The organism is Photobacterium sp. GB-56 (genome assembly GCF_003026105.1).
Classification (GTDB): Bacteria; Pseudomonadota; Gammaproteobacteria; order Enterobacterales; family Vibrionaceae; genus Photobacterium.
On record NZ_PYNW01000015.1, the window covers coordinates 78,013 to 103,995 of the forward strand.

The following is a 25,983-nucleotide window of genomic DNA, read 5'->3' on the forward strand; positions in this document are numbered from 1 at the left end:
TAATATATTATTTATTACGGTGTTTTTTATGCTTTTAAATCATGTTTTGTGAAGAAGGATATATAGCTAATTTTTATTATGTTGTTTTTTTAGCCTGCTTAGTAACTTTTTATTGCGATAAAATACAAAAGGTATTAGTGTACTAGTCTACTGATACGATAGTTGGAAGGGAAAGAAATGAGCAAACCATCGACACTTGGCGGAGCGTGTATTATTGCAAGCGTTTGTGTAGGCGCGGGCATGTTAGGTTTACCGAGTGCTGGGGCGGGTGCATGGACATTCTGGAGCGTTATTGCAATATCTTTAACCATGGTTATGATGACATTATCAGGCTGGTTATTATTAGAAGCGCTTAAGCATTATGATTTTAAAGTGTCTTTTAATACCATCACAAAAGATGTACTTAATACTAAAATTAATATTATTAATAATCTGTCATTATACTTTGTTGGTGGTATTTTGCTTTATGCCTATATTTCATCATCAGGTATGATTTTTAGTAATATATTAGGGATTGATAGTAAGTTAGCTTCTATTTTATTTGTCGCAATCAGTTCAACCTTTGTTCTGCACTCAACGCGTGCGGTTGATCGTATTTCTATTTTACTGATTGTTTTTATGTTGGTGAGTTTCTTAATTGGAATTTCAGGACTAGCGACGCATATCAAAGTTCCTGTTTTACTGGATACAACTCACTTACATGCCAGCTATTCTCCTTATGCGTTAGCACTATTACCTATAGCATTAACTTCTTTTGGTTACCACCATTCGGTGAGCACAATGCGCGACTATTACCGCGATGAATACCAAGCTAAAAATGCGATTCTAGGTGGCACATTTATCGCGTTAGGTTTCTATTTAGTGTGGGTGATTTGTATTTTTGGCAACTTACCTCGTGATGCATTTGGTCCTGTGGTTTCGGCTGGTGGTGGTATTGATGCTTTAACGCAAGCACTTGATAGCGTTATTGACTCAAACAGCATTAAACAAGCAATCCGTATTTTTTCGATTGCCGCTGTTGTTTCTTCGTTTATCGGAGTTGGTTTGGGGGTTTTTGATTATTTGGCCGATTTATTTGGCTTTGAAGATTCAAAACAAGGACGCTTGAAGACGTGGGCTATCACTTTCTTACCACCGCTGATCCTTTCATTATTTGCACCACTGGGTTTCTTGTCTGCGATTGGTTTAGCCGGTGCTGCTGCAACGATTTGGGCGTGTATTATTCCTGCTTTATTAGCGAAAAAGACTCGTCAATGCAAAGAAAAGAAAGATGGGTTTGTTGTGCCTGGCGGTAATGTGACGGTATATGTTGTGATTGGCTTTGGTGTGGTGACCGCAATCTTCCACATTATGGCGATGGCAAATTTACTGCCGATCTTTAAAGGCTAATACGGGTTTAACCTAAAAATAAAACGGAAGCTTTAAGCTTCCGTTTTTTGTTTAGCGAAATTGTTTAACTTCAGGCAAGTATTCAAAGCCAGCACTTGCAAGTTTATCGATCAGCTTTTGGCGATCAATCTCGTAGAATTTAACGAGTTCATCGAGATCTTGAAAGTCATCACGGATCTTCATGTTGACAATACTCATTAACATGATGGGATCCATGCTTTCAAATTTAGCTAAATCCATTATTTGTCCTCATGATCACTGATTAATAAGTTTGCTGCAGCAAACGCTGCACGCTCACGGACTTCAAGCGGTAAATTGGTATCTTCGGCAATATCATTGAAGGTTTTAATTGCACAGCTAATAGCCGCAGGAATATAACCTTGATCACCACTACCAATTTGCGCGTAAGTTGCTCGGATAAGCTCACAGCATTGATAAATTTGCATCATTCATCCTTTCTAGAAAGTATTCGAAGAGAATGTAGGGGCTCACTTCGAATATACTCACTATTAACGTGATCATCATAGCGTTAAATAAAATAAAAACGTAGGATTTATGGTGCTTAGCGCAACGAGATGATTATTTATTACGCTTGTGATGATAAAGTTTACGATCGGCACGTTCAATCAAAGACAGCATAGAATCACCTTTATTAAAGGTCGCTGTGCCATAAGAAAATCCAATATTTAAGATACCCAAGATTGGGCTTTGTTGAATATATTGGTTGATCCGTGATACCACTTTTATTTCAGAGCGAGCACTGGCAGGTTGAAGTAAAATAATAAATTCATCACCTCCAATGCGATAACAACGATCTGAAGTGCGCGTTGCAAACTTCAGTGCATTAGCAAAATCTTTAATGACTTTGTCGCCATCAAGATGACCAAAGTTATCATTCACTTGTTTAAAATTATCTAAGTCACAAATAAACAGTACCAACTCCACATCTCGTTTTTCGCTCATCGCAATAGCATGATGAATATCTTGCTCAAAACACATTCTATTACATAGCCCTGAAAGTTTATCTTTCAGTGCCATATGTTTTACTTTTTGATATTCAATCGCATTAAATAGAGGGCCTGCAAATAAACGGTGGTAGGTATGTAATAGGCTTATTTCGTCGTTATCTAACGGATAAAGAGTGGAGTAATGAAGTGAGCCTAAAGAGTTATCACCAAAGCGTAAAGCAAAGCTGTTTTGATGAGGTGTCGGTTTTCCTTGGCGGATCAATGTTGTAGTTTCATCAAGGGTCCAGACTAAACGAGCGATATCAATTTGTTTATCTAGCTCTCTGCAGAGAGGTTGAAATAACGCTTGGATCTCCAGCTTCCCTTGAAGTTTTTGCAGGATCAACAGACGTTGATCCGCAGCTAAAGGTTTTTGCTTTAGCTTAGGGGAAGGTGAGGAATGAGATCGATTAAATAAAGCCTGTTCCATTACGACAAGATCAATAACTATTTGATTTGTCACTATAGGGCATATTTTGAGCAGATCAATGATAACGGCAAGATTGTAACGGATATTTACTGTTACATAAAAAAATGGGAGTGAGTAAAATGTTTTTTTAAAATAAAGAATAGAAAAAAAGCTGCCATAACGACAGCTTTTTCAATATGTTATTAGCTTTTTACTTAAGCCATTTTTTGCTTAATAAACGCAACAACATCATTTACAGCAACGGCTTCTTTGATACCTGTGCGACGGTTTTTATATTCCATCTCACCGTTTTCAAGGCTACGGTTACCAATAACGATAGTATGTGGAATACCTAGTAGTTCGTGATCTGCAAACATGACTCCTGGGCGTTCTTTACGATCATCAAACAGTACTTCAATACCAGCAGCAGTTAGATCGGCATATAGCTTCTCTGCCGCTTCTTTTACTTCTTCTGATTTCGCCATGTTCATAGGAACAATAGAAACGTGGAATGGTGCAAGCGCATCTGGCCAGATAATGCCGTTTTCGTCATGGTTCTGTTCGATAGCTGATGCCACAACACGTGATACACCAATACCGTAACAACCCATTTCTAGAATGGTGTTTTTACCGTTAGCATCTAGCACGCCACAGTTCATCTTCTCAGAGTATGTATTACCTAGCTGGAAGATGTGACCCACTTCGATACCACGTTTTAGCATCAATGTACCTTGGCCACATGGGCTTGGATCACCTTCAACTACATTACGTAGATCTTCAACGCGATCTAGCTCAACGTCACGGCCCCAGTTGATACCAACATGGTGTTTACCATCGATGTTTGCGCCTGCAGCAAAATCGCTCATTACAGCAACAGTACGGTCAACGATAAATGGAAGCTCAAGACCGACAGGACCAAGTGAGCCAGGACCTGCGTTAACGAACTGGCGAATTTCTTCTTCAGTTGCCATTTCAAGTGGAGAAGCAACCCAGTCTAGGTTTTCAGCTTTAATTTCGTTTAATTCGTGATCACCACGAACCAATAGCGCTACGATAGGCGCATCGATTTCATCAGAAGCTTTAACAAATAAGGTCTTGATCGTTTTCTCGATAGCAATACCGTGTTGCTCAACTAACTCATCGATAGTTTTCGCATTAGGTGTATCGATAACAGACAGTTCCACTGTTGGTGCTGCACGTTCGTGAGCAGGGGCTAGTGCTTCTGCTTTTTCGATGTTTGCTGCGTAGTCAGATTCAGTTGAGAATGCAATTAAGTCTTCGCCGCTTTCTGCTAATACGTGGAACTCCTGAGAGCCATTACCACCGATTGCGCCAGAGTCGGCCCATACTGGACGGTACTCAAGACCCATGCGATCGAACGCTTTACAGTAAGCGTCGTGCATTGCATCGTAAGACTTTTGTAGACCTTCTTTGTCAATGTCAAAGCTGTAAGCATCCATCATGCAGAATTCACGTGCACGCATTACGCCGAAACGTGGACGACGCTCGTCACGGAATTTAGTTTGGATTTGGTACAGGTTCAACGGAAGTTGCTTGTAAGAGCTTACTTCGTTGCGTACTAGGCTTGTGATCACTTCTTCTGCTGTTGGGCTAAGCACAAACGGACGAGTATGGCGGTCAGTAAAGCGAAGTAGTTCAGGGCCCATTTTTTCTGAGCGGCCTGTTTCTTCCCATAGTTCAAACGGCTGAACAACGGGCATCAAGGTTTCGATTGCGCCTGCATTGTCGATCTCTTGGCGAACGATGTTTTCGACCTTACGCAGAACACGCAGACCTGTAGGTAGCCAGGTGTATAGACCTGAAGCCAGCTTACGGATCATACCTGCACGTAGCATTAGCTGGTGGCTAATAACTTCTGCGTCGTTTGGAGTCTCCTTCAGAGTAGAAAGAAGATAGTTACTGGTACGCATTGATGGTATCCGTTGATTAATTAAATTAAAAAAAGAAGGAATAAATCCCGCCCGTCAGTGATCTGACGATAGCCGAATATATTACCAGCCTACACGTTATTCGCCAAAGAGAACTGTATAAGATCTGCTATTGATTAACTTTCTCGATCTGATTAACGGTTATTTGTTGTTCTGTTACTGAGAAGTGAACATTAAAATCAAATAAATGCACCGCATATTGTTTTGGATCGGGCTTACCTTTCTTATAAGCAGGACGTGGATCTTGCGCTAAAATTTCACAGATCACGGTTTGATAATAGCTTTTGTTTTTTGCTGGTAGTTGATTGAGCGCTGTTTCACTAAAACACACGGGCATTAGATCCGGTGTGTTAGAAGCAAATCCACCTTGTGCTTGTGGCAAGCTGTCTGAATAAGGGATATAAGGCTTAATATCGATAATAGGCGTACCATCAACGAGATCAACACCACCGAGTTCAATGATCACATTACCGTTTTCATGGCGAATGCCTTTTAATTCGACCGCAGACATGCCAATGCCATTGGGGCGGAATGTGGCACGGCTGGCAAACACACCAATACGTTCATTACCACCCAATCGAGGCGGTCTAACGGTTGGGCGCCATCCGGCATCTAAATTCTGATCAAACAAAAATAATAACCACAAATGACTAAATTGCTCTATGCCTCTTATCGCTTCTAATGAATTTGCAGCACCTTGTAAAACAATTTCAGAACGCGCACTTGGCACTAACCCAGGCTGCCGAGGAACAGCAAATTTTTCTTTATAGGGAGAGTGGATAATGCCGATAGGTTCGATGTTATAAGACATGGAATGAAGCCAATTAAGAAGCCAAAAGAGCTAAGAATATAGCATAAAAAAGGGTAGGTGCTGAGACCTACCCGATAAGTATATGGTTACAGGAAAGGAGGGATTACCAACCTTTTACCACACCACCATTAAAGATATTTTTTGCAGAGTTATATACATCTTCAGATTGGTACGCTTGAACAAATTTCTTCACGTTTTCCGCATTCACATTATCTGCACGAGACACAATCAGGTTGACATATGGTGATTCTTTATCTTCTACAAACACACCGTCGCGCTCAGGCGTTAAGTTAATGCTACTTGCGTAAGTGGTATTAATAACAGCCAGTGCCACATCATCTAAAGAGCGTGGTAATTGTGCTGCTTCTAGCTCAACAATCTTTAAGTTTTTCGGGTTTTCAACAATATCTAATACTGTAGCAGTTAAACCTGAACCGTCTTTTAGTTTAATTAGGCCTTGCTGTTGAAGAAGTAAGAGTGAACGACCAAGGTTGGTAGGATCGTTTGGTACTGCCACTTTATCGCCGTCTTTTAGCTCATCAACAGATTTGATTGAGTTTGAGTAACCTGCGATTGGGTAAACAAAAGTATTCCCCGCTACCGCAAACTTGTAACCGCGATCTTTAATTTGCTGATCAAGATATGGTTTGTGTTGGAAAGCATTAGCATCAATAGAGCCTTCTTCTAATGCCGCATTCGGTGATACGTAATCAGTAAAAGAAACTAATTCTACATCCAAGCCATATTTTTCTTTTGCTTGTTTTGCAGCAACTTCAGCAACTTGCTCTTCGGCTCCTGCCATGACGCCAATTTTTACCTTGCTATTATCAACTACGGCTTCTTTTTCACTACAGCCTGTTAGTGATAGGGCTGCAGCAACACCTGCAAGAGCAAAAACATGTTTTAGATTAAACGCCATACAACTTCTCCTTAAAATGGGGTTTTCCTTAAAGTGTTTTGATTATCGATGATCAACACGTTTTACGAGGTAATCACCGACAGATTGAATAATTTGGACCAGTACTATTAGAACGACGACTGTGATAGCCATCACGGTGCCATCGAAACGTTGGTAGCCATAACGAATACCGACATCACCTAAACCGCCACCGCCAACCGTACCCGCCATCGCGGAATAACTGACTAAGGTAACAAGGGTGATCGTTACCGCATTGATGATGCCTGGTAATGCTTCTGGTAATAGCACTTTCTTAATGATCTGTAGTGGTGTTGCTCCCATAGATTGTGCTGCTTCCACAAGGCCTGATGGAATTTCTAACAATGCCCCTTCAACTAAACGAGCAATAAAAGGAATTGCTCCTACAGCAAGAGGAACTATCGCCGCAGCAGTACCAATTGAGCTACCTACGACAAAGCGGGTAAATGGAATGATCGCAACCAGCAGAATAATAAAAGGAATAGAGCGGCCAATATTAACGATAATGCCAAGGATGTTATTAACAACGGTATTTTCTAATAAGCCATTTTTCTTCGTTAAGTGAAGGGTGACACCCAAAGGAATACCAATAACAAAACCAATTAGCCCTGATACAAACACCATGGTTAATGTTTGTCCTAATGCTTCAATCAGTAAATCAATCAGGCGGGTATTTTGTTGCCACCACAGGGTTAAATCATTAAGCGACATAGCCAAGCACCTCAACATTTACTTTATTTTGACGTAGAAAATTGACCGCATTCTCAACAGAGTCTTGATCACCAAAAAACTCTGCTAACATCAGTCCAAATTTTACTCCTCCCGCATAATCCATATCCGAGCTGAGAATACTGATATCTAAACCAAACTTACGTGTTACTTGGCTGATCAGTGGCGCATCAACAGAAGCACCGGTGAACTCTAAACGAATAAGAGGGTATGAGTTTTCAACTTGTGTTGGCGTCATACGAGCTTGGTAATCAGCTGGAATCGACAAATCCAATGTTGAACGAATAAAGTCTTTGGCTAATTCAGTGTTGGGGTGTGAGAAAATATCACCGACTGATCCCTGTTCAACTAATTTACCGTCACCAATAATTGCGACCTCACTACAGATACGCTTCACGACATCCATTTCATGGGTAATAAGCAAAATAGTTAGGTTTAGCTTTCGGTTAATTTCTTGCAGTAGCTCCAGAATCGAATGCGTGGTGGCAGGATCTAATGCACTGGTGGCTTCATCACAGAGTAACACTTTGGGATCAGAGGCTAACGCACGAGCAATCGCGACACGTTGCTTTTGTCCACCACTTAAATTTGCTGGGTAGCTTTGGTGTTTATCTTCAAGACCGACTAAAGCCAGTAACTCTGTCACTTTTGTTTTTATTATCGCTTTATTGGTATTGGCTAATTCAAGAGGCAAAGCAACATTATCAAAAACTGTGCGAGATGAAAGGAGATTAAAATGTTGGAAAATCATGCCTATTTTACGACGAGCCAAAGTGAGTTTTTGGTTCGATAGAGTAGTAAGATCGATACCATCGACAATCACTTGACCATTAGAAGGGCGCTCTAACAAATTAACACAACGAATGAGGGTACTTTTCCCTGCACCGGATGAGCCAATAACCCCAAAGATAGTACCTTGCTTAATTGTAAGGTTTATATCGCTTAATGCGTTTATAGCCTTATCGCCTTGATAGAAGACTTTATTGAGTTGCTTTATTTCTATCATTGAACGTCCTGCTCCTAGATAAAACTATTGTATGATCTTGAAAAACTATTGTATAAATTTATGGTTATTTGTTTTATTAGGGTTAAATAAGTAACTAACCTGAAATTGTGATGCTATGTTCTATTATAAAAGCTGTCAATAGCTATTTTTACATCTAGACGTCCAAACGGCTATGTAGTGAGCGTTAATCAATAACGAGTACTCTTCATTATTAACTCGTGCCATAATCTAAAAAATTTATGATTTAAGAGGGCTATCCTTTTGGCCAAACCTGCAGTCTTTATTGACCGTGATGGCGTGATTAATGTTGATCACGGCTATGTCCATACCGTTGATGATTTCGAATACATTGACGGGGTATTTGAAGCATGTAAAAAATTCAAAGAAATGGGTTATCTACTCGTATTGGTGACTAACCAATCAGGTATCGCTCGCGGTATGTTTAGTGAAGATGAATTTACTTCATTAACAGAGTGGATGGACTGGAATTTTGTTGATAATGGCGTTGAGTTTGATGGTATTTACTACTGCCCGCACCATGCAACAAAAGGGCAGGGTGATTACTTGCAAGATTGTGATTGCCGTAAACCCAAACCAGGTATGTTTATTTCAGCTCGCGATTTCTTGAAAATCGATATGTCGCAATCTGTGATGATTGGTGATAAAGCGGATGACATGAAAGCAGCCACAGCTGCTGATGTTGCTTTAAAAGTGCTCGTACGTACAGGTAAGCCGATCACGGATGAAGGTGAAGCGTTAGCAAACGTGGTGTTAGACAGTATTGCTGATGTACCAGAGTGGTTAGCAATTCAATAGAAATGAGTGCTTATATAAAGGTCGTTATTAAACGGCCTTTTTTGTCTCTATAACTGGTCGTTTTAACGAAAAGTTAACGATTTAGCTTAGTGAGTTAGACTAACTGAGCCCGTTTTTTGTCAAAAACATTAGAAATAATAACATTTTTAAGATTGGTACAATTTCTGCAGATTACAGAATGAATTGATTAGTAATGCTCTTAGGGGGATTTATTCATGATGTGGCGTGTACTTATTAATGCTATAAAAACGGCTGTAATTTCAATAAGTGTTGTGAGCTCGTTTAGTACTAATGCGAATGAACCAGATGAAAGTGGTGATTGGTATCTCTCTCAATTTCATCAAATTGCAGATCAGCAAGTAAATGTCGTTGCTGTCATTGAGCAAGAAAATGCTGAGACGTTGAAACAAACATTATCAGACACACAAAATGCGGTGCTTAACGAGATAAAAAAGGGGAAGTAATAAATACTTCCCCAAACAGTGTGACTGACTCACACAAGATCACGACAGTGAAAGGTGATGGTACCTTTAGCTTTGGTCTTCTAAAAATGCAATCCATGGCTCAGCACTGCTTTTCATCGAAGATGACTGCGCAGCTGTTTTCATCGCCTTTAAAGCATTTTGATGCTGATCTAATTCAAAGTAAGCCATGCCCCTAAGGTAAGCGAGTTCAGCCTTTTCATCGCGTTTAGCGTTGGATGAACTGTTAGCAAAAGCAGTTGCTTGCTTAAATTGCTTATCCTGTATCATTAATTTAACGATACGGATTTGTTGTTTACCTGAAGGTGCAATTTTAAAAGCTTGCTTATAGGTACTGATGGCTTCATCTAGCTCTTTTGCCTGATGATAAAAACTGGCTTGCTTCTCAATATTTGCATGAGTACGAGCAATGTTATTATTTGCCATTTCTTGCGCCATTATCTTCGCTGCTCTGTGGGGAATACCTTGGTATGCCATAAAGTTTACTAAGCGAAGGTGTTCTTTTTCTCCCTCTAACAAACCTAATTTGTAAGCAGCTTCAAGAGTCGCTAGCGCATTTTTATTCTGGTTGAGCTCCATATAAACCCCAGATAGTTGCATCCAATAACGTTTTTTCGTTGGATACTTATTCGTTAAGGTTTTCAGGACACTCGCAACACTTTTGTATTGCTTTAATTCGTAATGGGATGAAACTAGCAATAAGTACCACGATTCATTCGGCGATTTCGTCATTGAGATCGCTTTTTTTGTAGGTGCAATTGCGTTTCTATAATTTCCCATTTGAACATAAGCACTTGCCAGTGTGATGTAAGCATGCGCGGGTGGTTTTTCTTTGGTCGTTTTAGCAACTTTAAACCATGTATTCATGGTGTTGACCGAGTTTTTGTATTGCTCTTCTGCTAAATATAACTGTGCCAAGCTATAACGAACTTGTTGTGCCACCGGTACTGGTAGCGCATCCATTTTCAATGCGTCAGCAAAATATTTGGCAGCCTTCGGGTAATTATCTTTTAAAGAGTAAAGAAATCCCATTTGTTGCAATAACACGGCACGGTCATACTTCTTCTTATTTGAACTACTTAACGATTTATTTAGTTTGCTAATGGCCTCGTTGTACTTTTCCTCTGCAATGAGTTCTTGAACTTTGTTCACAGTACGAAAAGTACGATCTGAAAGTTGCGGGTTCTCATTGGCTACTGCGGGTGCAGAGAGCACACCCGCAGCAAGCGTGAGAGAAGCCAGCATGTGTTTTATTGATTTCATCATGTTTGACTCCTTAATTGGTTGAGAACTCGATCTCTTGAGACATCTTCGCACTCGCTGGTTTACCATCAACCATTTTGGGCTTAAAGGTCCATTTAGAAACAGTTTTTTTCGCAGCTTTGCCTAAGCCAAGCTTACGAGGTGTTTCTTTGAGAACTTTTACGTTTTCAACCGCGCCGCGCTCATTAACCACAAACTCGAGTAACACGACCCCTTTTTCAAGCCCTGAACGTGCAGCCTTTCGAGGCATTTGAGGCTGAAATGTTGCTAGTGGAATTGGACCATTGTTACCACCAACCGCTTGTGCACCACCGCCTTGAGAGTAATGCCCTAGCACGGAACCACCAGTTACATTAACGGGTAAATTTAACTGCGGCGTGTCCATTGGCATTTGTTCCATCACCGGTTTTACCGTTGCCGTTACCTTCATTTCTGGTGGCGGTGGCGGGCGTTTTGGTGGTGGCGGAGGTTTTGGCAATTCGCGTTTCTTCTCCTGTATTTTTTCATTTTGTTTAACGTGGATGAAGTCAACCATACGAAGATCTTCATCCGACGTCAGCTCGTGGCGCTCTTTATTTACTAGCTTGTCCATCCCCCAGAACAACCCGAGGGAGACAACGAGCGCCAGTGCAATAGAGACCAAATACCGCATAGGCTTAATCCTTATTCGTTGCGGCAATGGAGATATTTTCAACACCTGCCATTTTTATTTGATCCATGACTTTTACAACCACGCCAGCATTGGCTTCTTGATCGGCTTGAATGACTACCGCTCCATCAGGGCTTTCAGCACGTAGACGTTCAATATTGGCTCGCACTGCATCAACTTCAATACGGCGTTTATCGACCCAAACATCACCTGCGGCACCAACGGCAACCATGATGTTACCTTTCTTAACCACTTGCGCGGAATTTGCACTTGGTCGACTGACTTCGATACCCGCTTCTTTTACAAACGATGTTGTAACGATAAAGAAAATCAACATGATAAATACGATGTCGAGCATGGGTGTCATATCGATAGCTGCTTCATCGCTGCTATCACTGCTATAGCGTCTTTTCATGACCTATACCTCTCAATCCTTTGAATTTAGGCAATATGCTTAAGTTGGTCTTCTAGCTTCTGTGTCGTCATTTTTGCTTGATGATCAAGGCGGGTACTAAAAAATAGTCCAGATAACGATGCCACCATGCCAGCAAGTGTTGGGATTGTTGCTTTTGAAATACCCGATGCCATAGCACGAGGACTCCCGGTTCCAACGACGGCCAAAATATCAAAAACTTGGATCATACCAACTACCGTCCCGAGTAAACCGAGTAGTGGGCAGAGTGCTATCAATACTTTGATAACGGGTAAGCCACGTTTATTTTCAATATCTTGTTTCGATATAATTTCTTGACGAATAGCTTTTGCATTCCAACTGTTGTGATCTTTTCTTGTCATCCAATTGTTAAGTGCACTTTTCGCGGCTTTGGGTGCAACAGCGATGAAGTAAAACCAACGTTCAAGGAGAACAATCCAAAGCATAAAACTGAGTATAAAGATGGCGATGAGGACATCACCACCCATACCTAGAAAGCGTCTTATTGACTCCAGTTCTTCAATTAACCACCACATAACGCCTCCTTAATCTTGGGCTTTGTGTAGCTTTTCCTGGTAACGAGCGATAAAGCCTGCACTCTGCTCTTCAAGTGTTTGGATCAAGCGACGGCTCTTACTGTGTACCAAGGTGTATAGGAACAGGAGTGGGATTGCGACAACCAGACCTAACATTGTGGTTACTAGGGCTTCAGAAATACCGCCAGCCATCAGTTTTGGATCGCCTGTACCAAATAGCGTGATAGCTTGGAAAGTACCAATCATACCCATTACGGTACCCAGTAGGCCAAGTAGTGGGGCGACAGAGGCGAACAATTTAATTGAGCCAACAAAGCGTTCGATACGAGGTGCGTTTCGTAGAATGATTTCATCCAACTTGGCTTCAAGATCTTCAAGGTTGTCACCTTTGTGATCTTGGTAGGCTTCAATCACCTCACCTAATGGGTTATTTTTCAGCGGCGTGTCTGATTTTTCTTGTTTACGCATTTTGTTGCCAATAATCAGTAGTCGTAGGTAACAAACTAGCGCAATTAATGCACCAATCGCACCCATACCAAGGATGACATAACCAACAATTCCACCTTGCTCTACTCGTTCTTTAACAGTTGGGCTTTGTACCAGTAGTGAAAGAATGACACCACGAGATGGGTCAATGAAAAGTGGTTGGTAAGTGTCTTTATTGGCCTCGAAACCTGATACTAATGTCGTAATATTGTTAGCAGGTTGGCGCGATAGCTCTTCAAATTTCTGTGTTTCAGGTACGTATGTAACATACTTACCGTCAGCAATAGCATTGAACTCACCAAGCAGTGTTACGTCAGTCGTTGCTTCTTTACCTTCGCCATACACTACGGTTGCCGGTGTCGTAGACGTTTCGCCTGATACAATGATTTGCTGTAAAATAGTGTGCCAAAAAGACTCTAGCTCTTCAGTTGAAGGTAGCTCTTTACTCTCAGCTAATTTTGTCAGTAAAGCATCGCGCTCAGGAAACTGAACTGCATTTTGTGACGCGTGAAAGAGTCCTTTAAATTCACCCGCATATTGGCGAACAACACCAAACATTTCACCTAAGGTACCAGAGCGCACGCGCAGGGTTTCTGTTAACTCTGTTAATTGTTTGTCGTTGTCATCAAAAGTGGCTTTTAATTGATCACCTTGCTCGGTTGCTGCTTGTAATTTTGCTTTTGCTTGTTGTAATAATGCGGCCTGTTTATTTTTATCTGAAAGAAACTCAGCTTCACGGGCTTTGTTTTCTTTTGACTCAACAATACTTTCAGACTTAACACTTTTTAGAAGCTCATTAAGATTTTTAGGTGCTTCAGCTTGTGCGCTTGAGACCATAAAAAGGCTGGCGAGTAAAACTGCTGCTAATGATTTGAATCCTTTCATTATTTATCCTCCCCAGTGAATACAGGTAGCTTAATCAGTGCTGGTGGTGCTTGTTTCTTAGCAATTCGAATACCTTGTTGAACAGCAATGCGGTAACTCTCTGGCAGAGTTTCCCATTTGCCCGATTGTTGATTCCACATCCCTGTTTCTCCACCATCTGGTGATTGATAAAGAAGGGCGGTACGACCGATGCGTAAAAAGTCATAAGTAACGGTTTCACCATCGCGATCTAAGCTTGCTTTGTAAGACTCAATCGAGCGCGAGAAGCCTTCTTCAATTTGGTATGCTTCCATCACTTTACGGAACTTTTCAGATGTAGTGACATCTGCGCGGTCCATCATTCGCTTCAATTCATTAATGCGTTTTTCACGGTTTTCTTGCTGGAATGGAAGGTCTAGAGCGATAAATTCATCGAGAGCCGTCACCATTTTTAGCGTCAACGGCACAACCTCTGTTGCTGTTTGATCTATCTGAGCAATTTGATTGTTGAGTGAATTAAGCTCTTCTTGTTGAGATAGCACCATGCGTTCAATTTGCTTGTTATAGACCGTCATACTGTCAATTTGACGAAGCAGGCCTTTGTATTCGGCTAACATCGCATCTGCACTATCAGCATATTTATCGATTTTATTTTGCGAGACTTGGGCTGATTTATCGGCTTTCGCTTGAGCTGAAATAACAGCATCTGCATTTGATGCCAAAGTTGCACCACTAAAAGTGAGCAAGGCTGCGGTGATGGCATTCACACCGAATGTTTTTAATTTCATTGATACATCCTTGTTTGTGTGGCTTGTCAGTCAGGGGGAAGGCCGGCACGATATATCGTGCCGGAAATTTATAATTTATTAGTAACTTAATCAGTTAGTTACTTTAAAATTTGAAGTTTAGGTTAGCGTAGAAGTATCGACCGCCAACATCATAGGTTGTTGTATCTGTGTTAGCAGAGATGGTATCTAGAATGAGTGGTGGCTCTTTATCAAATAAGTTATTCACACCACCAGATAGCGTAATACCATTATCAAAGGCATATGCAGCGCTTATATCGTGGTAAACAACGGTTGGAACGCTAAAGTCATATGTTTCTTTATCAGTACCTGGTAGTTCGTAATCAACACCATCAATCAGACGCGTCGTCCAGTTAGCACGCCATGCATCTTGTGCTAGACCAACATTTAGTGTTGAACGGAATTTTGAGAATAGACCTATCGAATCACTGATGAATTTACCGTTGTAATCTTCAACTGTGCCATCAGACTGAGTCAGTTCGTAGTTTAAAACGTATGTATTTTCCCAGTTTAGACTCAGTACCATAGGGTCAAAGTCATAGGCGTAACGGACATTTACATCTAGACCGTCAGTTTTCAAATTACCGACGTTAGTTAAACGCGCATCGATAGCTTTAATATCACCATTAGCAAAACGAGTGATCTTGTCACAGTACTTTCCTGACGTTGCACACTCATCAAGCATTAATTGAGGATCGATATTATCGATTAAGTTTTCTAACTCAATTTGCCAGTAGTCGACAGTGGTTGATAGTCCATCAACAAATGATGGTGAATACACTAAACCAAGAGAAGCTGTGTGGCCCTCTTCTGGTTTAAGCTCTTCATTAGAACCATAGAATACAGGGAACTGAGATCGTCCACTTGAGTCTTGACCGGTAGGATCCGTTAAGACATCCGCACTTTCTGCTGAACCACCATAAAGTTCAGCGATTGACGGTGCTTTAAATACTTCACTGTACGTGCCTCGGAACAGGACATCTTCAACTGGCTGGTACAAGAAGCTATAACCCATCGTTGTTTCCCCACCAAACGATGAGTACTTATCATGTCGAGCCGATACTTTTGCTTCAAGGTAATCAGCTAATGTGACATCTGAAAGGATAGGGATCAGTAATTCACCGTAGAAAGAGTCGACACTGTATGAACCTTCAGTTGGCGATTCTGCGTTACCACTAGCATTACCAAGCACGACCAATGCATCTGGTTGAGAGCCACCTTTTTCAGTACGCGTTTGATAACCTGCCGCAAAGGCGACGGTACCCATTTCGTGTTCAAAAAGATCGCCAGTAACATTAAAGTCGAAAATTTGTTGCTGGTTATACCCTGAATCTTGGCGAGTGAATGTCGCATAGTCTAAAGCGGCTTGGCTAACTTCACCGAATACATTCATCGGTACACAGCCGGCAATAACAGTGCCATCGCTGTCTAAACATTGACCGTTTGCTGATGCGCCGACAGCGTTAGAAACGCGATCTTTCATGAATACGTTGCTTTCAAGCTGGTTAGTTTTGGTTTTACCCCAGTTAAAGCTAGTATCCCACATCCAACCGTTAGAAAATTCACCGTCTAAAGCGAATACAAAGCGCGCTGTATCTGATTCAAATGAGCGATTTCGACCACCGGTTTCAACCATACGTCGACGCCAGTCAGTAATATCAGCACCTGTTGGATTAAACTCATTGTCAGCAGAGATTGGGCCATACCCTTGGAATGCACCAAAAATAGGTTCAGCAGCAAGAAGGTAGTTTGACTTTGAATTTGAATAAAGCGCTTCAAAACTTGCCGTCACTGGACCTAAAATGTCATTTTCAGCAACCAAGTAATTTCCTTGTGTTGCTAGGTACATACGTTCCGATGGGCGTTTTAAGTAGTTATCTGGCGCGTAGTTGTATAAATCATCGGGTGCAGAAAAATCACGCAGCGAACTGCCACCTTCTGGACCAAATGTTTTTCCATCGTAGTAACCCCATGGTGTAGCAGAACTACCACCTACGTATGTACCACCTAGACCGTCATGCATGATGTCTGTATTAGAAAACCCTCGGTCACCCGCCATGATTTTCTTTTCTTCAGAGTAGCCAGCAGAGAAAGTGATATTACCGCGATCACTTGAAGAACCTGCAAGTAAACTAACATCAGTGACTTGACCATCACCTTTTGAGGTTGCCCCTTGCTTTACATTAACTTCAAAGCCTTCGTAGTCTTGCTTAGTGATAATGTTAACAACACCAGCAACAGCATCAGAACCGTAAACAGACGATGCACCATTTTTTAGCACTTCGATACGTTCAACCATCGCGGTTGGGATCATATTAAGGTCAACAGAAGCATTTGCACCTGTACCACCATTTACCATACGACGACCGTTAACAAGAACTAAAGTACGTTTAGCTTCTAGTCCTCTTAGGTTAACTGTTGCTGCACCATTACTACCATTGTTGACAGAAGAGCTCTGAACTGTGCCACCAACTCCTGGTATTTGGTTTAAGACATCGCCAAGTGAAACTAATCCCGTATTTTCAATATAATCAGAGGAAAGTACTTGAACCGGTTCCGCTTCTTCCATATCAACACGAGAAATACGTGAACCCGTTACTTTCATTTTTTGAAGCTTTTCAACTTCTTCTTCGGCATAGGCGACCATAGGGGCTACGCTCAATGAGCCTAGCGCTAGGCTGACGGCAACCGACAACGCTGTATTTTTTTTATACATCCATGCGCTCCATTATCTTCCTAGGTATAAATTATTTTTCTGTTAACTGGTTGTTAACGTTATTAATGGTATAACCGAAGCGAAAATATGAAGTCAAACCAGTAGGATGAATTATTCACCAAACCCCAAAACGGTATAAAATCCATATTTTTTATTTTATTTGGTGTTTAATTCTAATTATTAGATCAGTAGCTGGCTTTTAGTGCTATTTTATTTGCCTGATTGTGGTTATTTTAATATTGACTCAATATCCTTCTATATCAAGTAAAGCCAGTTAAATGAACTGCTTTTTATTTTTTAGGTAGCACAAGTTACCAATATTGGCTAAATGATTATTTATGCATTTGTTAGTTAGTTGATTCTTAGCGAGAGGATCTGTTGTTGCCGGAATAATAGGGCTGTGGTTAGACCACTCTTTAGGTTAATGCTCTATGTGACCGATTAAGGAATAAGAATAAATGCATAAAAATGCAATATTTTTGTAATATTCACAAGGGAAGAAGTGCCTAATCCTGAATGTAAATGGATTAAATAGCAGATAAATGTTGTTTTTTTGTTTCCATTTTGTGTTTTGTGCTTTTCGGGGCATTTATGGCACAAGATTATAGCGTTGGGTTGAAGCTATTCGTAATTCATTGTATTTATGTTGGATATTTATAGTAAGACATGCTGTTGGTGAGTGATGTTGCTTGTTCAGGATGAACCAGTGCATTAAATGTGAAGTTACTAAAATGTAAATTATTATCGCTGGTATATCATCACCAGCATGAATTAACAGGGAGTCAGTTAAGACATGTTTTCGTACTTTTTACGCCGAATGGCGCTTGTGATCCCTACTTTTCTTGGTATTACGGTTTTAATTTTTGCTATTACTCGCTTTGTGCCAGGAGGTCCTGTCGAGCGTATGTTGGCAAATATGCAAGCACAAGGTGATGGTGGTGCAGCTATGTCTTCTGCTGGCGGAAATTCTGCTTTATCGGAAGAGCAAATGGCTGAACTTAATGCGTTTTATGGGCTAGATAAACCCGTGATGGAAGCGTATTCAGAATGGTTGTTTCGCCTCGTGCAGTTAGACTTAGGTGAGTCTACCCGATATTACGAACCAGTTTCTGAAATGATTGCAGAGCGATTACCTGTTTCATTATTTTATGGCGGTATGACGTTCTTTATTAGTTACTTTATTTCTATTCCTCTTGGCTACTACAAAGCACTGAAACATGGTTCGGTGTTTGATTCCTCCTCTTCTATTCTCATCTTCGTCGGCTATGCCTTACCCGGTTATGTTGTTGGTGTACTACTCATCACTTTATTTAGTTATCACTTGGAATGGACACCAATGGGGGGCTTTGTTAGTGATGACTATGAAGATTATGAAACCTTTTTCGAGCGTTTTAAAGACATCATGTGGCACGCGATTCTACCATTAATTTGTTATTTGATTGGTGATTTTGCAACGTTAACGATGACGATGAAAAATAATCTAATGGAGAATTTGTCGTCAGATTATATCCGAACAGCGATCGCGAAAGGATTACCTTTTAAGCGTGCGGTAAGAAAGCATGCTTTACGCAACAGTTTAATTCCGATTGCGAGTCACTTTGGTAATTCCTTATTATTTTTTATGACGGGATCTTTTCTTATTGAAGTTATTTTCAATATTGATGGTATTGGTTTATTAGGCTACGAGTCGATCATGGAGCGTGATTACCCCGTCGTTATGGGGATTGTTGCTGTTAATGCTGCAATGTTATTGGTTGGAAATATCTTGTCAGATATCTGTGTTGCTTTGGTCGACCCTCGCGTGAAGTTTGGAGCCTAATATGTTGAAAATTAATCCATTAACACAAAAGAAGATCAAACGTTTTAAAGAGATTAAACGAGGTTATTGGTCATTCATTATTTTAGCAGTATTACTCACGCTGTCATTATTTGCCGAGCTACTCATTAACAATAAAGCGCTGATCGTGAAATACAATGGGAATTATAGTTTCCCTGTGTTTTCCGATGTACGACTGGGTCAGGACTTTGGTCAAGGTACAGCAAGTGAGGCGGATTACCGTTTACTTCAAAAAACGTTTGAAGAAGAGGGCGGAGACAATTTTGTCATTATGCCTTTAGTACCATGGAATGCCTATGAGCAGGACTTTTCCGGCGACTATCCGCCAAACCCACCAAACTTCGAGAATAAACACTATTTAGGTACTGACATTATTGGTCGAGATATCTTAGCGCGTTTGGTATACGGCTTTCGTATCGCTATGGGATTTGCATTATTAACCATGGCCATTTCTTATGCGATTGGCACTGCAGTAGGATGCGCGATGGGTTTTTTTGGTGGAAAGTTCGATTTATTCGTCCAACGTTTAATTGAAATCTGGTCAATGGTGCCTTTCCTTTATGTGATTATGATTTTAGTTTCGATCACTCAGCCAACCTTTACTTTGTTTGTTGCCATCAACGTTTTATTTGGTTGGATGGGGATGACCTGGTATATGCGTACCATGACTTATAAAGAGTCTGCACGTGAATATGTTATGGCAGCTAAAGCTTTAGGCGCTTCAACGGGTAGGATTTTATTTAACCACATACTACCTAATACGATGGTAATGATCGTGACATTAGCTCCGTTTACCATTGCGGCAAACATCACCGCGTTAACGGCATTAGATTATTTAGGGTTAGGTTTAATGCCCCCAACCCCAAGCTGGGGAGAGTTACTACAGCAAGGAAAATCTAACCTTGACTCTCCATGGATTGTGACCTCAGTTGTAACATCAATCGTGTTGGTGTTAGTGATGGTTACCTTTATTGGCGAAGCCATTCGTGCCGCTTTTGACCCAAAACGATTTACTCGTTACGTTTAGTCGCATAGCGAAACAAGGATGTTATATGAAAAATAATAAATACAGTGCGCTTACTTTGATAGCGCTTTCAATGGCAGCAATCAGTCCCAATACATTTGCGGCTCAGTTACCGTCGGATATGACATGGGTAACTAATCTTGATGAGCCTTTATTTGCCTCTCCAGATGCTCAGCGTGGCGGTACATACCGTACGTTTATGCGTAGCTTCCCTCAAACTTTACGTAGTGTTGGGCCTGATGCTAACTCAGGACTTCGCCAATATTTTATGGATGAAGCACCAAAGTTAGTCCAACTTCACCCGACCACTGGTGAGTGGATCCCGCAATTAGCAACTGAATGGGCATTTGGTGATGATCATAAATCGGTGTATTTCAAACTAGATCCTAATGCACGTTGGAGTGACGGAAAAAAAGTAACAGCAGAGGATTACCTCTTCATGCTTAAGTACTACCGTTCGAAAGATATCATTGACCCTTGGTATAATGATTTTTTTATCAACCATATAGAAAATGTTGAAAAAATTGATGATTACACCATTGTTATTACCTCAAAAGTTGCGAAGAGTGATGATGAATTACTTTACATGTTGTCTCTTCCAAGTAATGGTGTACAGCCTCGTCCGGCACATTATTTTGCATCAGTAAAAGATGAAAATAATGATGGCATGGACGATAACTTTGTTCGTAAATACAACTTTAAGACAGAACCAACAACCGGGCCTTATTACGTTGATAAAGTTAAAAAAGGGAAAAGCATTACCTTTAAACATGTCGGTGATGAGTGGTGGGGATACAACAATCGCTATTATAAAAATCGTTATAACGTCGATAAGATCCGTATTAAAGTGATCCGCGATCAAGATATTGCTAAAAAACACTTCGAAAAAGGGGATTTAGACTCATTCATTCTTGCTCAGCCTGAATTATGGCATGAAAAGTCTAATACAAAAGCTTATCAAAATGGTTACGTCCATAAGTTATGGGGTTACAACGAAGCGGTTCAGGGCGCTGGTGGGTTGTGGATGAATACTGCGAAGCCTTTACTGGATGATTTGAATATCCGTAAGGGAATTACCTATGCAACCGACTATGATGGTTTGATCAAAAATGTATTACGTGGTGATTACCTTCGTAAGCCGCATGGTCTAGGTACGGGGCATGGTGGTTTCGACAGTCCTACCCGAACTCCACCGACGTTTGAACCAGAAAAAGCCATTATTTACTTTGAAAAGGCCGGTTTTTCAACAGTAGGTGCTGATGGCATTCGTATGAATGATGAAGGTCAACGTTTGTCGTTTGCTGTTACTTATAGTCGCCCAGCACGAACGCCTCGTCTCGCATATTTAAAAGAGCAGGCAAAACAGGCAGGGTTAGAGTTAACACTGAATCTAATTGATGGTTCATCTGCATTCAAATATATCTTAGAAAAGAAACATGAATTGGCTTATCTGACGATGGGGGGCGGTAAAATTCCTGCTTACTGGGAATATTTACACTCGGTAAACGCAAAGCCTCAAACCAATAACCATACTAATTATCGTTCTCCTGAAATGGATAAAAAGATCGCTGCCTTTATTGCCGAATTTGATACTAAGAAAAAACAAAGTATTTCCCATGATATTCAGAAAATGGTTTCAGATGCCTATGTAATAGTACCGGGCTACATGGCTCCTTTCACACGTGAAGCTTATTGGCGTTGGATGCAATTCCCTTCGCCAGTCATGACGAAAGATACGGATTATGTTTTCTCTAATGGTGGGTATCTAACATTGGGAACATTCTGGATTAATTCTGATGTGAAAAAAGAAACCAAAACAGCAATGAAAAAAGGGGAATCTTTTGATCCTGTAGTCATTATCGATGATAGCTATAAGCCATAACGTAGGAGTGAATGATGCAAGATGAGATCATTTTAAGCGTACGTGATTTAGAGACTGAGTTCTCGACAGATGATGGCGTGGTAAAAATTCTTCATGGCGTGAATTTTGATGTTTATAAAGGCCGAACGCTAGGGTTAGTTGGAGAATCTGGTTGCGGTAAAAGTGTCACTTCTATGTCCATAATGGGTTTATTACCCAAACCGTATGGGCAAATAACCAACGGCCAGATCTTGTACCGTGGTACTGATTTGGTCACTTTGCCGGCAGAAGAAATGTATGCCATGCGTGGCAATAAAATCTCGATCATCTTTCAAGATCCAATGACGGCGTTAAACCCTGTTCATACCATTGGACGACAGCTCAATGAAGTGTTGGAACTGCATCGTCCTGATCTCGATAAATCGCAGCGGACTGCCTATTCAGTTGAAATGCTAAATAAGGTAAAGATCCCTTATCCAGAAAAACGTTTTAACGAGTATCCACATAATTTATCTGGAGGGATGCGCCAGCGAGTCATGATAGCCATGGCGCTGGCCTGTAAACCTGACATACTTATTTGTGATGAGCCGACAACCGCACTCGATGTAACGGTACAAGCGTCTATTCTTGAATTAATGAATGAACTTCAAGAAGAAACGGGTATGGCCATGATTTTTATTACGCATGACTTAGGTGTTGTGGCTGAGATTTGTGATGAAGTTGCTGTTATGTATGGGGGAAAGGTTGTCGAATATGCCGAGATATTTGATCTATTTGATAACCCTCAACACCCTTATACCGAACGCTTAATGGGATTGATGCCAAGTCTGGATAGTGAGCCCAAACAACCGATAGAAATCAAACCGATTGATATCACCTTGTTTCCAGAGTTTAAGGGTTAAGCCAGCGTTCATAGTCTAATATTAAGGTGATGTTATGTCAGAGATTTTAAGGATTGAAAACCTCAAGCAGCACTTTGTTTCAGGTAAAGGGATTTTCAAAAAAGGCTACACTATAAAAGCGGTAGATGGCGTTTCCTTTTCAGTTTCACAGGGTGAAACACTTGGCCTTGTAGGGGAGTCAGGTTGTGGGAAAAGTACATTAGGTCGAACTATCCTCAAGTTGTTTGAACCGACAGAAGGACGAATTTTTTTTGAAGGTAAAGACATTACTGATCTATCTACTAAGGCAATGAGACCGCTTCGAAAAGACATGCAGATTGTCTTTCAAGATCCAATGGAATCACTAAACCAGCGCCATACCATTGGCATGATCTTAGAAGAGCCTTTTGTTATCCATAAAATAGGAACACCTGAAGAGCGAAAAAAGTGGGTTAAAGAATTGCTGATTAAAGTGGGGTTACCGGAATCTTCAGTTAATCGCTATCCTCATGAATTTTCTGGTGGTCAGCGTCAACGAATTGGTATTGCACGGGCGATAGCACTCAAACCTAAATTACTCATTTGTGATGAATCCGTGTCAGCTCTTGATGTATCAGTACAGGCGCAGATTTTAAACTTATTGTTGCAGTTACAAAAAGAGATGAATCTAGCCATGATCTTTATCTCTCACGATTTATCCGTTGTTAAACATATATCAGATAACCTTGTCGTGATGTATTTCGGAAAAGTTGTTGAAATGGGGAAAGCAAAAGATATTTATGCGAATCCTCAGGCTGATTACACCAAAACGTTACTATCAGCGATTCCAATCACCCATCCAAAATACAGGAAAAGAAAAAGGCATAACGAAAAAAAAGCTGACGTCGCTTAATCGTTATGATGTCGAATAAAGTGTGATTGAAAGCAATGCTCAAGGATGAACGATGATTAGACAGATTTTAACTGCCACAGCAGTCTTATTACCTACTTTATCGTGGGCGGAGTTACCTTCAAACGTTGAGTGGATTACAAATAATAACGAGCCTCTTTTTGCGTCATCTGATGCAAAATTCGGAGGGACGTTGCGCACCCATATCTCTAGTTTTCCGCAAACATTTCGAACCGTAGGACCTGATGGTAACGGTGAGTTTCGTGTTTGGCTATTAGATGGACAACCGCAATTACTTCAGCGCCACCCTGACACACAAAAATATATTCCTGATCTTGCAACGCATTGGGCCTTTGGTGAAGACAAAAAGACTATTTATGTAAAGTTAAATCCAGCAGCCAAATGGTCAGATGGGAAGCCTCTCAAAGCATCTGATTATATTTACATGCTAACGTTTTATCTTTCAAAAGATATTGTCGATCCTTGGTACAACACATTTTATTCTGAATATTTTGAACGTATCACTGCGCTGGATGAGCATACTTTGGAGATTGTTTTCGCTACTGAGAAGGATGAAGCCGATCTGCTATATGGTATTCATCGCTTAAAGCCTCGACCTGAACATTTTTATACGCCAACCAAAGATGAAAATAACGATGGTGTTGATGATAACTTCGTGCGCCGTTTTAACTTTAAAGCGGAACCGACACTGGGTGCTTATCATGTAGGTAAGATCAAAAAAGGTAAATCCATTACCATGGAGCATGTTGGTGAAGACTGGTGGGGATACGGTAATCGCTATTATAAAGGCCGATATAATGTAGAAAAAATCAGGATCAAAGTCATTCGTGATAGCGATATTGCCTTTAAGCACTTTCAAAAAGGTGACCTAGATATATTTTATTTAGGACGTCCTGAGCTATGGCATGAAAAGTCAGATACCAAGCCTTTTAAAAATGGCTATATTCATAAATTTTGGGGATACAGCGAGCCTGAACTTGGGGCTGGAAGTTTTTGGTTAAATACCGATAAACCCATGCTTGATAATATCCACGTTCGTACTGGTATTGCATATGCTTTAGATATTGATGGATTAAATAAAAACGTATTGCGTGGTGATTTTGTACGTAAACCTCATGGATTAGGGGTCGGGCAGGGTAACTTTAGTAATCAAGAGCTAAAACCATTACCTTTTGAACCAAACAAAGCGATCGCAGAATTTGAAAAAGCTGGGTTTACAACTATTGGCTCTGATGGCATTCGTCTCAATGACCAAAAGCAAAGGTTGAGTTTTGCTTTTACCTATAGCCACCAAGTGGTAACCCCTCGTTTGGCTTATTTGAAAGAACAAGCAAAATTAGCTGGGCTAGAAATTAAAATGAATTTAATTGATGGCTCTTCTGCATTTAAGTATGCGTTAGAGAAAAAACATGATGTGTCTTTCCATTCAATGGGAACAGCACCGCAACCTCAATATTGGGAGTATTTTCATAGTGCTAATGCAGGGAAAGTCCAAAATAATAACTTTACTAATTTTAGTACTCCTGAATTGGATCAGTTAATTATGAACTTTCGTAATGCGCTATCAACTCAAGATAAAGAAAGGTACTCCCGTCAGATACAAGCCGTTGTTCACGATGCAACAGTAGTAATACCTGGATTAATGGCTCCCTATACACGCGAAGCGTACTGGCGTTGGATGAAATATCCAGAACAGCCAATGCAGAAAAAAACACAAATGTTATTTACGCATGGTGGCCTACGCGATTTAGGCGTGTATTGGATCGACAATGACGTAAAAAAAGAAACGAAATCAGCAGTTAAAAAAGATCATAGTTTCGGTTCTAAAACCGTAATCGATGACAAATATAAGCCAAATTAAACGTATTTAAGGTTCGTAGGATAAATAAAAGCACGTATTACACTACGTGCTTTTTTGTTTTTTATACGAATTAATATTTTTTTGGTTGAATGTTGACCACTCGCGTATTTTTTTTATTTCAGGGGCTTGTCAGGACATAAAATCTCCCTATAATGCGACCTCACTGACACGGAGCAAGCCATTGGCTAGCAACCAAATCAGTATTGTTCTTTAACAATTTGACCATGCAATCTGTGTGGGCACTCGTTGAAAAGTTAAGTCGAAAGATTTATCAATGATACTAGTGACCAATTGATACGTAAGTATCAGCACAGTCAATTC

24 protein-coding genes are annotated in these 25,983 nt (G+C 40.6%); 9 read left to right on the forward strand and 15 right to left on the reverse strand.

What is annotated here, in order from left to right:
• Positions 1 to 177: 177 nt before the first annotated feature.
• On the forward strand, positions 178 to 1,389 hold the full coding sequence (locus C9J42_RS17300) for an aromatic amino acid transport family protein (protein WP_107261063.1): 1,212 nt from the start codon (positions 178 to 180) through the stop codon (positions 1,387 to 1,389).
• A gap of 51 nt (positions 1,390 to 1,440) precedes the next feature.
• On the opposite strand, the gene C9J42_RS17305 is transcribed toward C9J42_RS17300, so the two are convergent.
• The 8 genes from C9J42_RS17305 to metN form a co-directional block, all read right to left on the reverse strand.
• The gene (locus C9J42_RS17305) at positions 1,441 to 1,629 is read right to left on the reverse strand and encodes a DUF4250 domain-containing protein (RefSeq protein ID WP_107207710.1); all 189 of its coding nucleotides are present in this window, start codon (positions 1,627 to 1,629) and stop codon (positions 1,441 to 1,443) included.
• Complete coding sequence (locus C9J42_RS17310) at positions 1,629 to 1,835, reverse strand: YaeP family protein (protein ID WP_107207709.1); 207 nt, start codon at positions 1,833 to 1,835, stop codon at positions 1,629 to 1,631. Before C9J42_RS17310 ends, C9J42_RS17305 begins: the two co-directional genes overlap by 1 nt.
• A 133-nt stretch (positions 1,836 to 1,968) precedes the next feature.
• Entirely contained in the window at positions 1,969 to 2,826 is an 858-nt protein-coding gene (locus C9J42_RS17315) for a GGDEF domain-containing protein (RefSeq protein WP_107207708.1), read from the reverse strand.
• A gap of 194 nt (positions 2,827 to 3,020) precedes the next feature.
• Positions 3,021 to 4,736 carry a proline--tRNA ligase gene (locus C9J42_RS17320; protein WP_107287847.1) on the reverse strand — a complete coding sequence of 572 codons (1,716 nt, stop codon included), beginning with the start codon at positions 4,734 to 4,736 and terminating at the stop codon, positions 3,021 to 3,023.
• A gap of 127 nt (positions 4,737 to 4,863) precedes the next feature.
• A complete protein-coding gene (tsaA, locus tag C9J42_RS17325; RefSeq protein WP_107302212.1) occupies positions 4,864 to 5,565 on the reverse strand; it encodes a tRNA (N6-threonylcarbamoyladenosine(37)-N6)-methyltransferase TrmO in 702 nt (233 codons plus the stop codon).
• Positions 5,566 to 5,668: 103 nt separating this feature from the next.
• Positions 5,669 to 6,484, reverse strand: coding sequence for a MetQ/NlpA family lipoprotein (locus tag C9J42_RS17330; protein ID WP_107207705.1), 816 nt, complete (start codon positions 6,482 to 6,484; stop codon positions 5,669 to 5,671).
• Between the two features lie 42 nt (positions 6,485 to 6,526).
• Positions 6,527 to 7,213, reverse strand: a complete 687-nt coding sequence (locus tag C9J42_RS17335; RefSeq protein ID WP_107207704.1) for a methionine ABC transporter permease — start codon at positions 7,211 to 7,213, stop codon at positions 6,527 to 6,529.
• Positions 7,203 to 8,237, reverse strand: a complete 1,035-nt coding sequence (gene metN / locus C9J42_RS17340; protein WP_107247526.1) for a methionine ABC transporter ATP-binding protein MetN — start codon at positions 8,235 to 8,237, stop codon at positions 7,203 to 7,205. The genes C9J42_RS17335 and metN overlap by 11 nt, the downstream gene beginning before the upstream one ends.
• 261 nt (positions 8,238 to 8,498) lie before the next feature.
• Between metN and gmhB the strand changes: the two genes are divergently transcribed.
• Positions 8,499 to 9,053, forward strand: a complete 555-nt coding sequence (gene gmhB, locus C9J42_RS17345) for a D-glycero-beta-D-manno-heptose 1,7-bisphosphate 7-phosphatase (RefSeq protein WP_107207702.1) — start codon at positions 8,499 to 8,501, stop codon at positions 9,051 to 9,053.
• A 215-nt stretch (positions 9,054 to 9,268) separates the two neighbouring features.
• Positions 9,269 to 9,517, forward strand: coding sequence for a hypothetical protein (locus C9J42_RS17350; protein WP_107261070.1), 249 nt, complete (start codon positions 9,269 to 9,271; stop codon positions 9,515 to 9,517).
• A gap of 66 nt (positions 9,518 to 9,583) precedes the next feature.
• On the opposite strand, the gene C9J42_RS17355 is transcribed toward C9J42_RS17350, so the two are convergent.
• The 7 genes from C9J42_RS17355 to C9J42_RS17385 form a co-directional block, all read right to left on the reverse strand.
• Positions 9,584 to 10,798, reverse strand: coding sequence for a lipopolysaccharide assembly protein LapB (locus tag C9J42_RS17355; RefSeq protein ID WP_107261076.1), 1,215 nt, complete (start codon positions 10,796 to 10,798; stop codon positions 9,584 to 9,586).
• A 13-nt stretch (positions 10,799 to 10,811) separates the two neighbouring features.
• Positions 10,812 to 11,450, reverse strand: a complete 639-nt coding sequence (locus tag C9J42_RS17360) for an energy transducer TonB (protein WP_107207700.1) — start codon at positions 11,448 to 11,450, stop codon at positions 10,812 to 10,814.
• A gap of 4 nt (positions 11,451 to 11,454) precedes the next feature.
• Positions 11,455 to 11,862 carry a biopolymer transporter ExbD gene (locus C9J42_RS17365; RefSeq protein WP_107207699.1) on the reverse strand — a complete coding sequence of 136 codons (408 nt, stop codon included), beginning with the start codon at positions 11,860 to 11,862 and terminating at the stop codon, positions 11,455 to 11,457.
• A 26-nt stretch (positions 11,863 to 11,888) separates the two neighbouring features.
• Positions 11,889 to 12,416, reverse strand: coding sequence for a MotA/TolQ/ExbB proton channel family protein (locus C9J42_RS17370; RefSeq protein ID WP_107207698.1), 528 nt, complete (start codon positions 12,414 to 12,416; stop codon positions 11,889 to 11,891).
• A 9-nt stretch (positions 12,417 to 12,425) separates the two neighbouring features.
• Positions 12,426 to 13,787 (reverse strand): MotA/TolQ/ExbB proton channel family protein, encoded by a 1,362-nt coding sequence (locus C9J42_RS17375; protein ID WP_107207697.1) that lies wholly within the window; start codon positions 13,785 to 13,787, stop codon positions 12,426 to 12,428.
• Positions 13,787 to 14,554, reverse strand: coding sequence for a DUF3450 domain-containing protein (locus C9J42_RS17380; RefSeq protein ID WP_107207696.1), 768 nt, complete (start codon positions 14,552 to 14,554; stop codon positions 13,787 to 13,789). Before C9J42_RS17380 ends, C9J42_RS17375 begins: the two co-directional genes overlap by 1 nt.
• Positions 14,555 to 14,657: 103 nt before the next feature.
• On the reverse strand, positions 14,658 to 17,288 hold the full coding sequence (locus C9J42_RS17385) for a TonB-dependent receptor (protein WP_107207695.1): 2,631 nt from the start codon (positions 17,286 to 17,288) through the stop codon (positions 14,658 to 14,660).
• Between the two features lie 793 nt (positions 17,289 to 18,081).
• Here C9J42_RS17385 and C9J42_RS17390 point away from each other — a divergent pair.
• The 6 genes from C9J42_RS17390 to C9J42_RS17415 are packed head-to-tail and all read left to right on the forward strand — an operon-like array spanning position 18,082 to position 25,662.
• Entirely contained in the window at positions 18,082 to 19,107 is a 1,026-nt protein-coding gene (locus tag C9J42_RS17390; protein ID WP_107207694.1) for an ABC transporter permease subunit, read from the forward strand.
• Position 19,108: 1 nt separating this feature from the next.
• Positions 19,109 to 20,152 (forward strand): ABC transporter permease, encoded by a 1,044-nt coding sequence (locus C9J42_RS17395; protein WP_107207693.1) that lies wholly within the window; start codon positions 19,109 to 19,111, stop codon positions 20,150 to 20,152.
• Positions 20,153 to 20,177: 25 nt separating this feature from the next.
• Positions 20,178 to 22,031, forward strand: coding sequence for an extracellular solute-binding protein (locus tag C9J42_RS17400; RefSeq protein WP_107207692.1), 1,854 nt, complete (start codon positions 20,178 to 20,180; stop codon positions 22,029 to 22,031).
• A gap of 14 nt (positions 22,032 to 22,045) precedes the next feature.
• A complete protein-coding gene (locus C9J42_RS17405; RefSeq protein WP_107207691.1) occupies positions 22,046 to 22,912 on the forward strand; it encodes an ABC transporter ATP-binding protein in 867 nt (288 codons plus the stop codon).
• A gap of 34 nt (positions 22,913 to 22,946) precedes the next feature.
• Positions 22,947 to 23,783, forward strand: a complete 837-nt coding sequence (locus tag C9J42_RS17410) for an ABC transporter ATP-binding protein (RefSeq protein ID WP_107207690.1) — start codon at positions 22,947 to 22,949, stop codon at positions 23,781 to 23,783.
• Positions 23,784 to 23,835: 52 nt separating this feature from the next.
• The gene (locus C9J42_RS17415; protein ID WP_107207689.1) at positions 23,836 to 25,662 is read left to right on the forward strand and encodes an extracellular solute-binding protein; all 1,827 of its coding nucleotides are present in this window, start codon (positions 23,836 to 23,838) and stop codon (positions 25,660 to 25,662) included.
• Positions 25,663 to 25,983 lie beyond the last annotated feature (321 nt).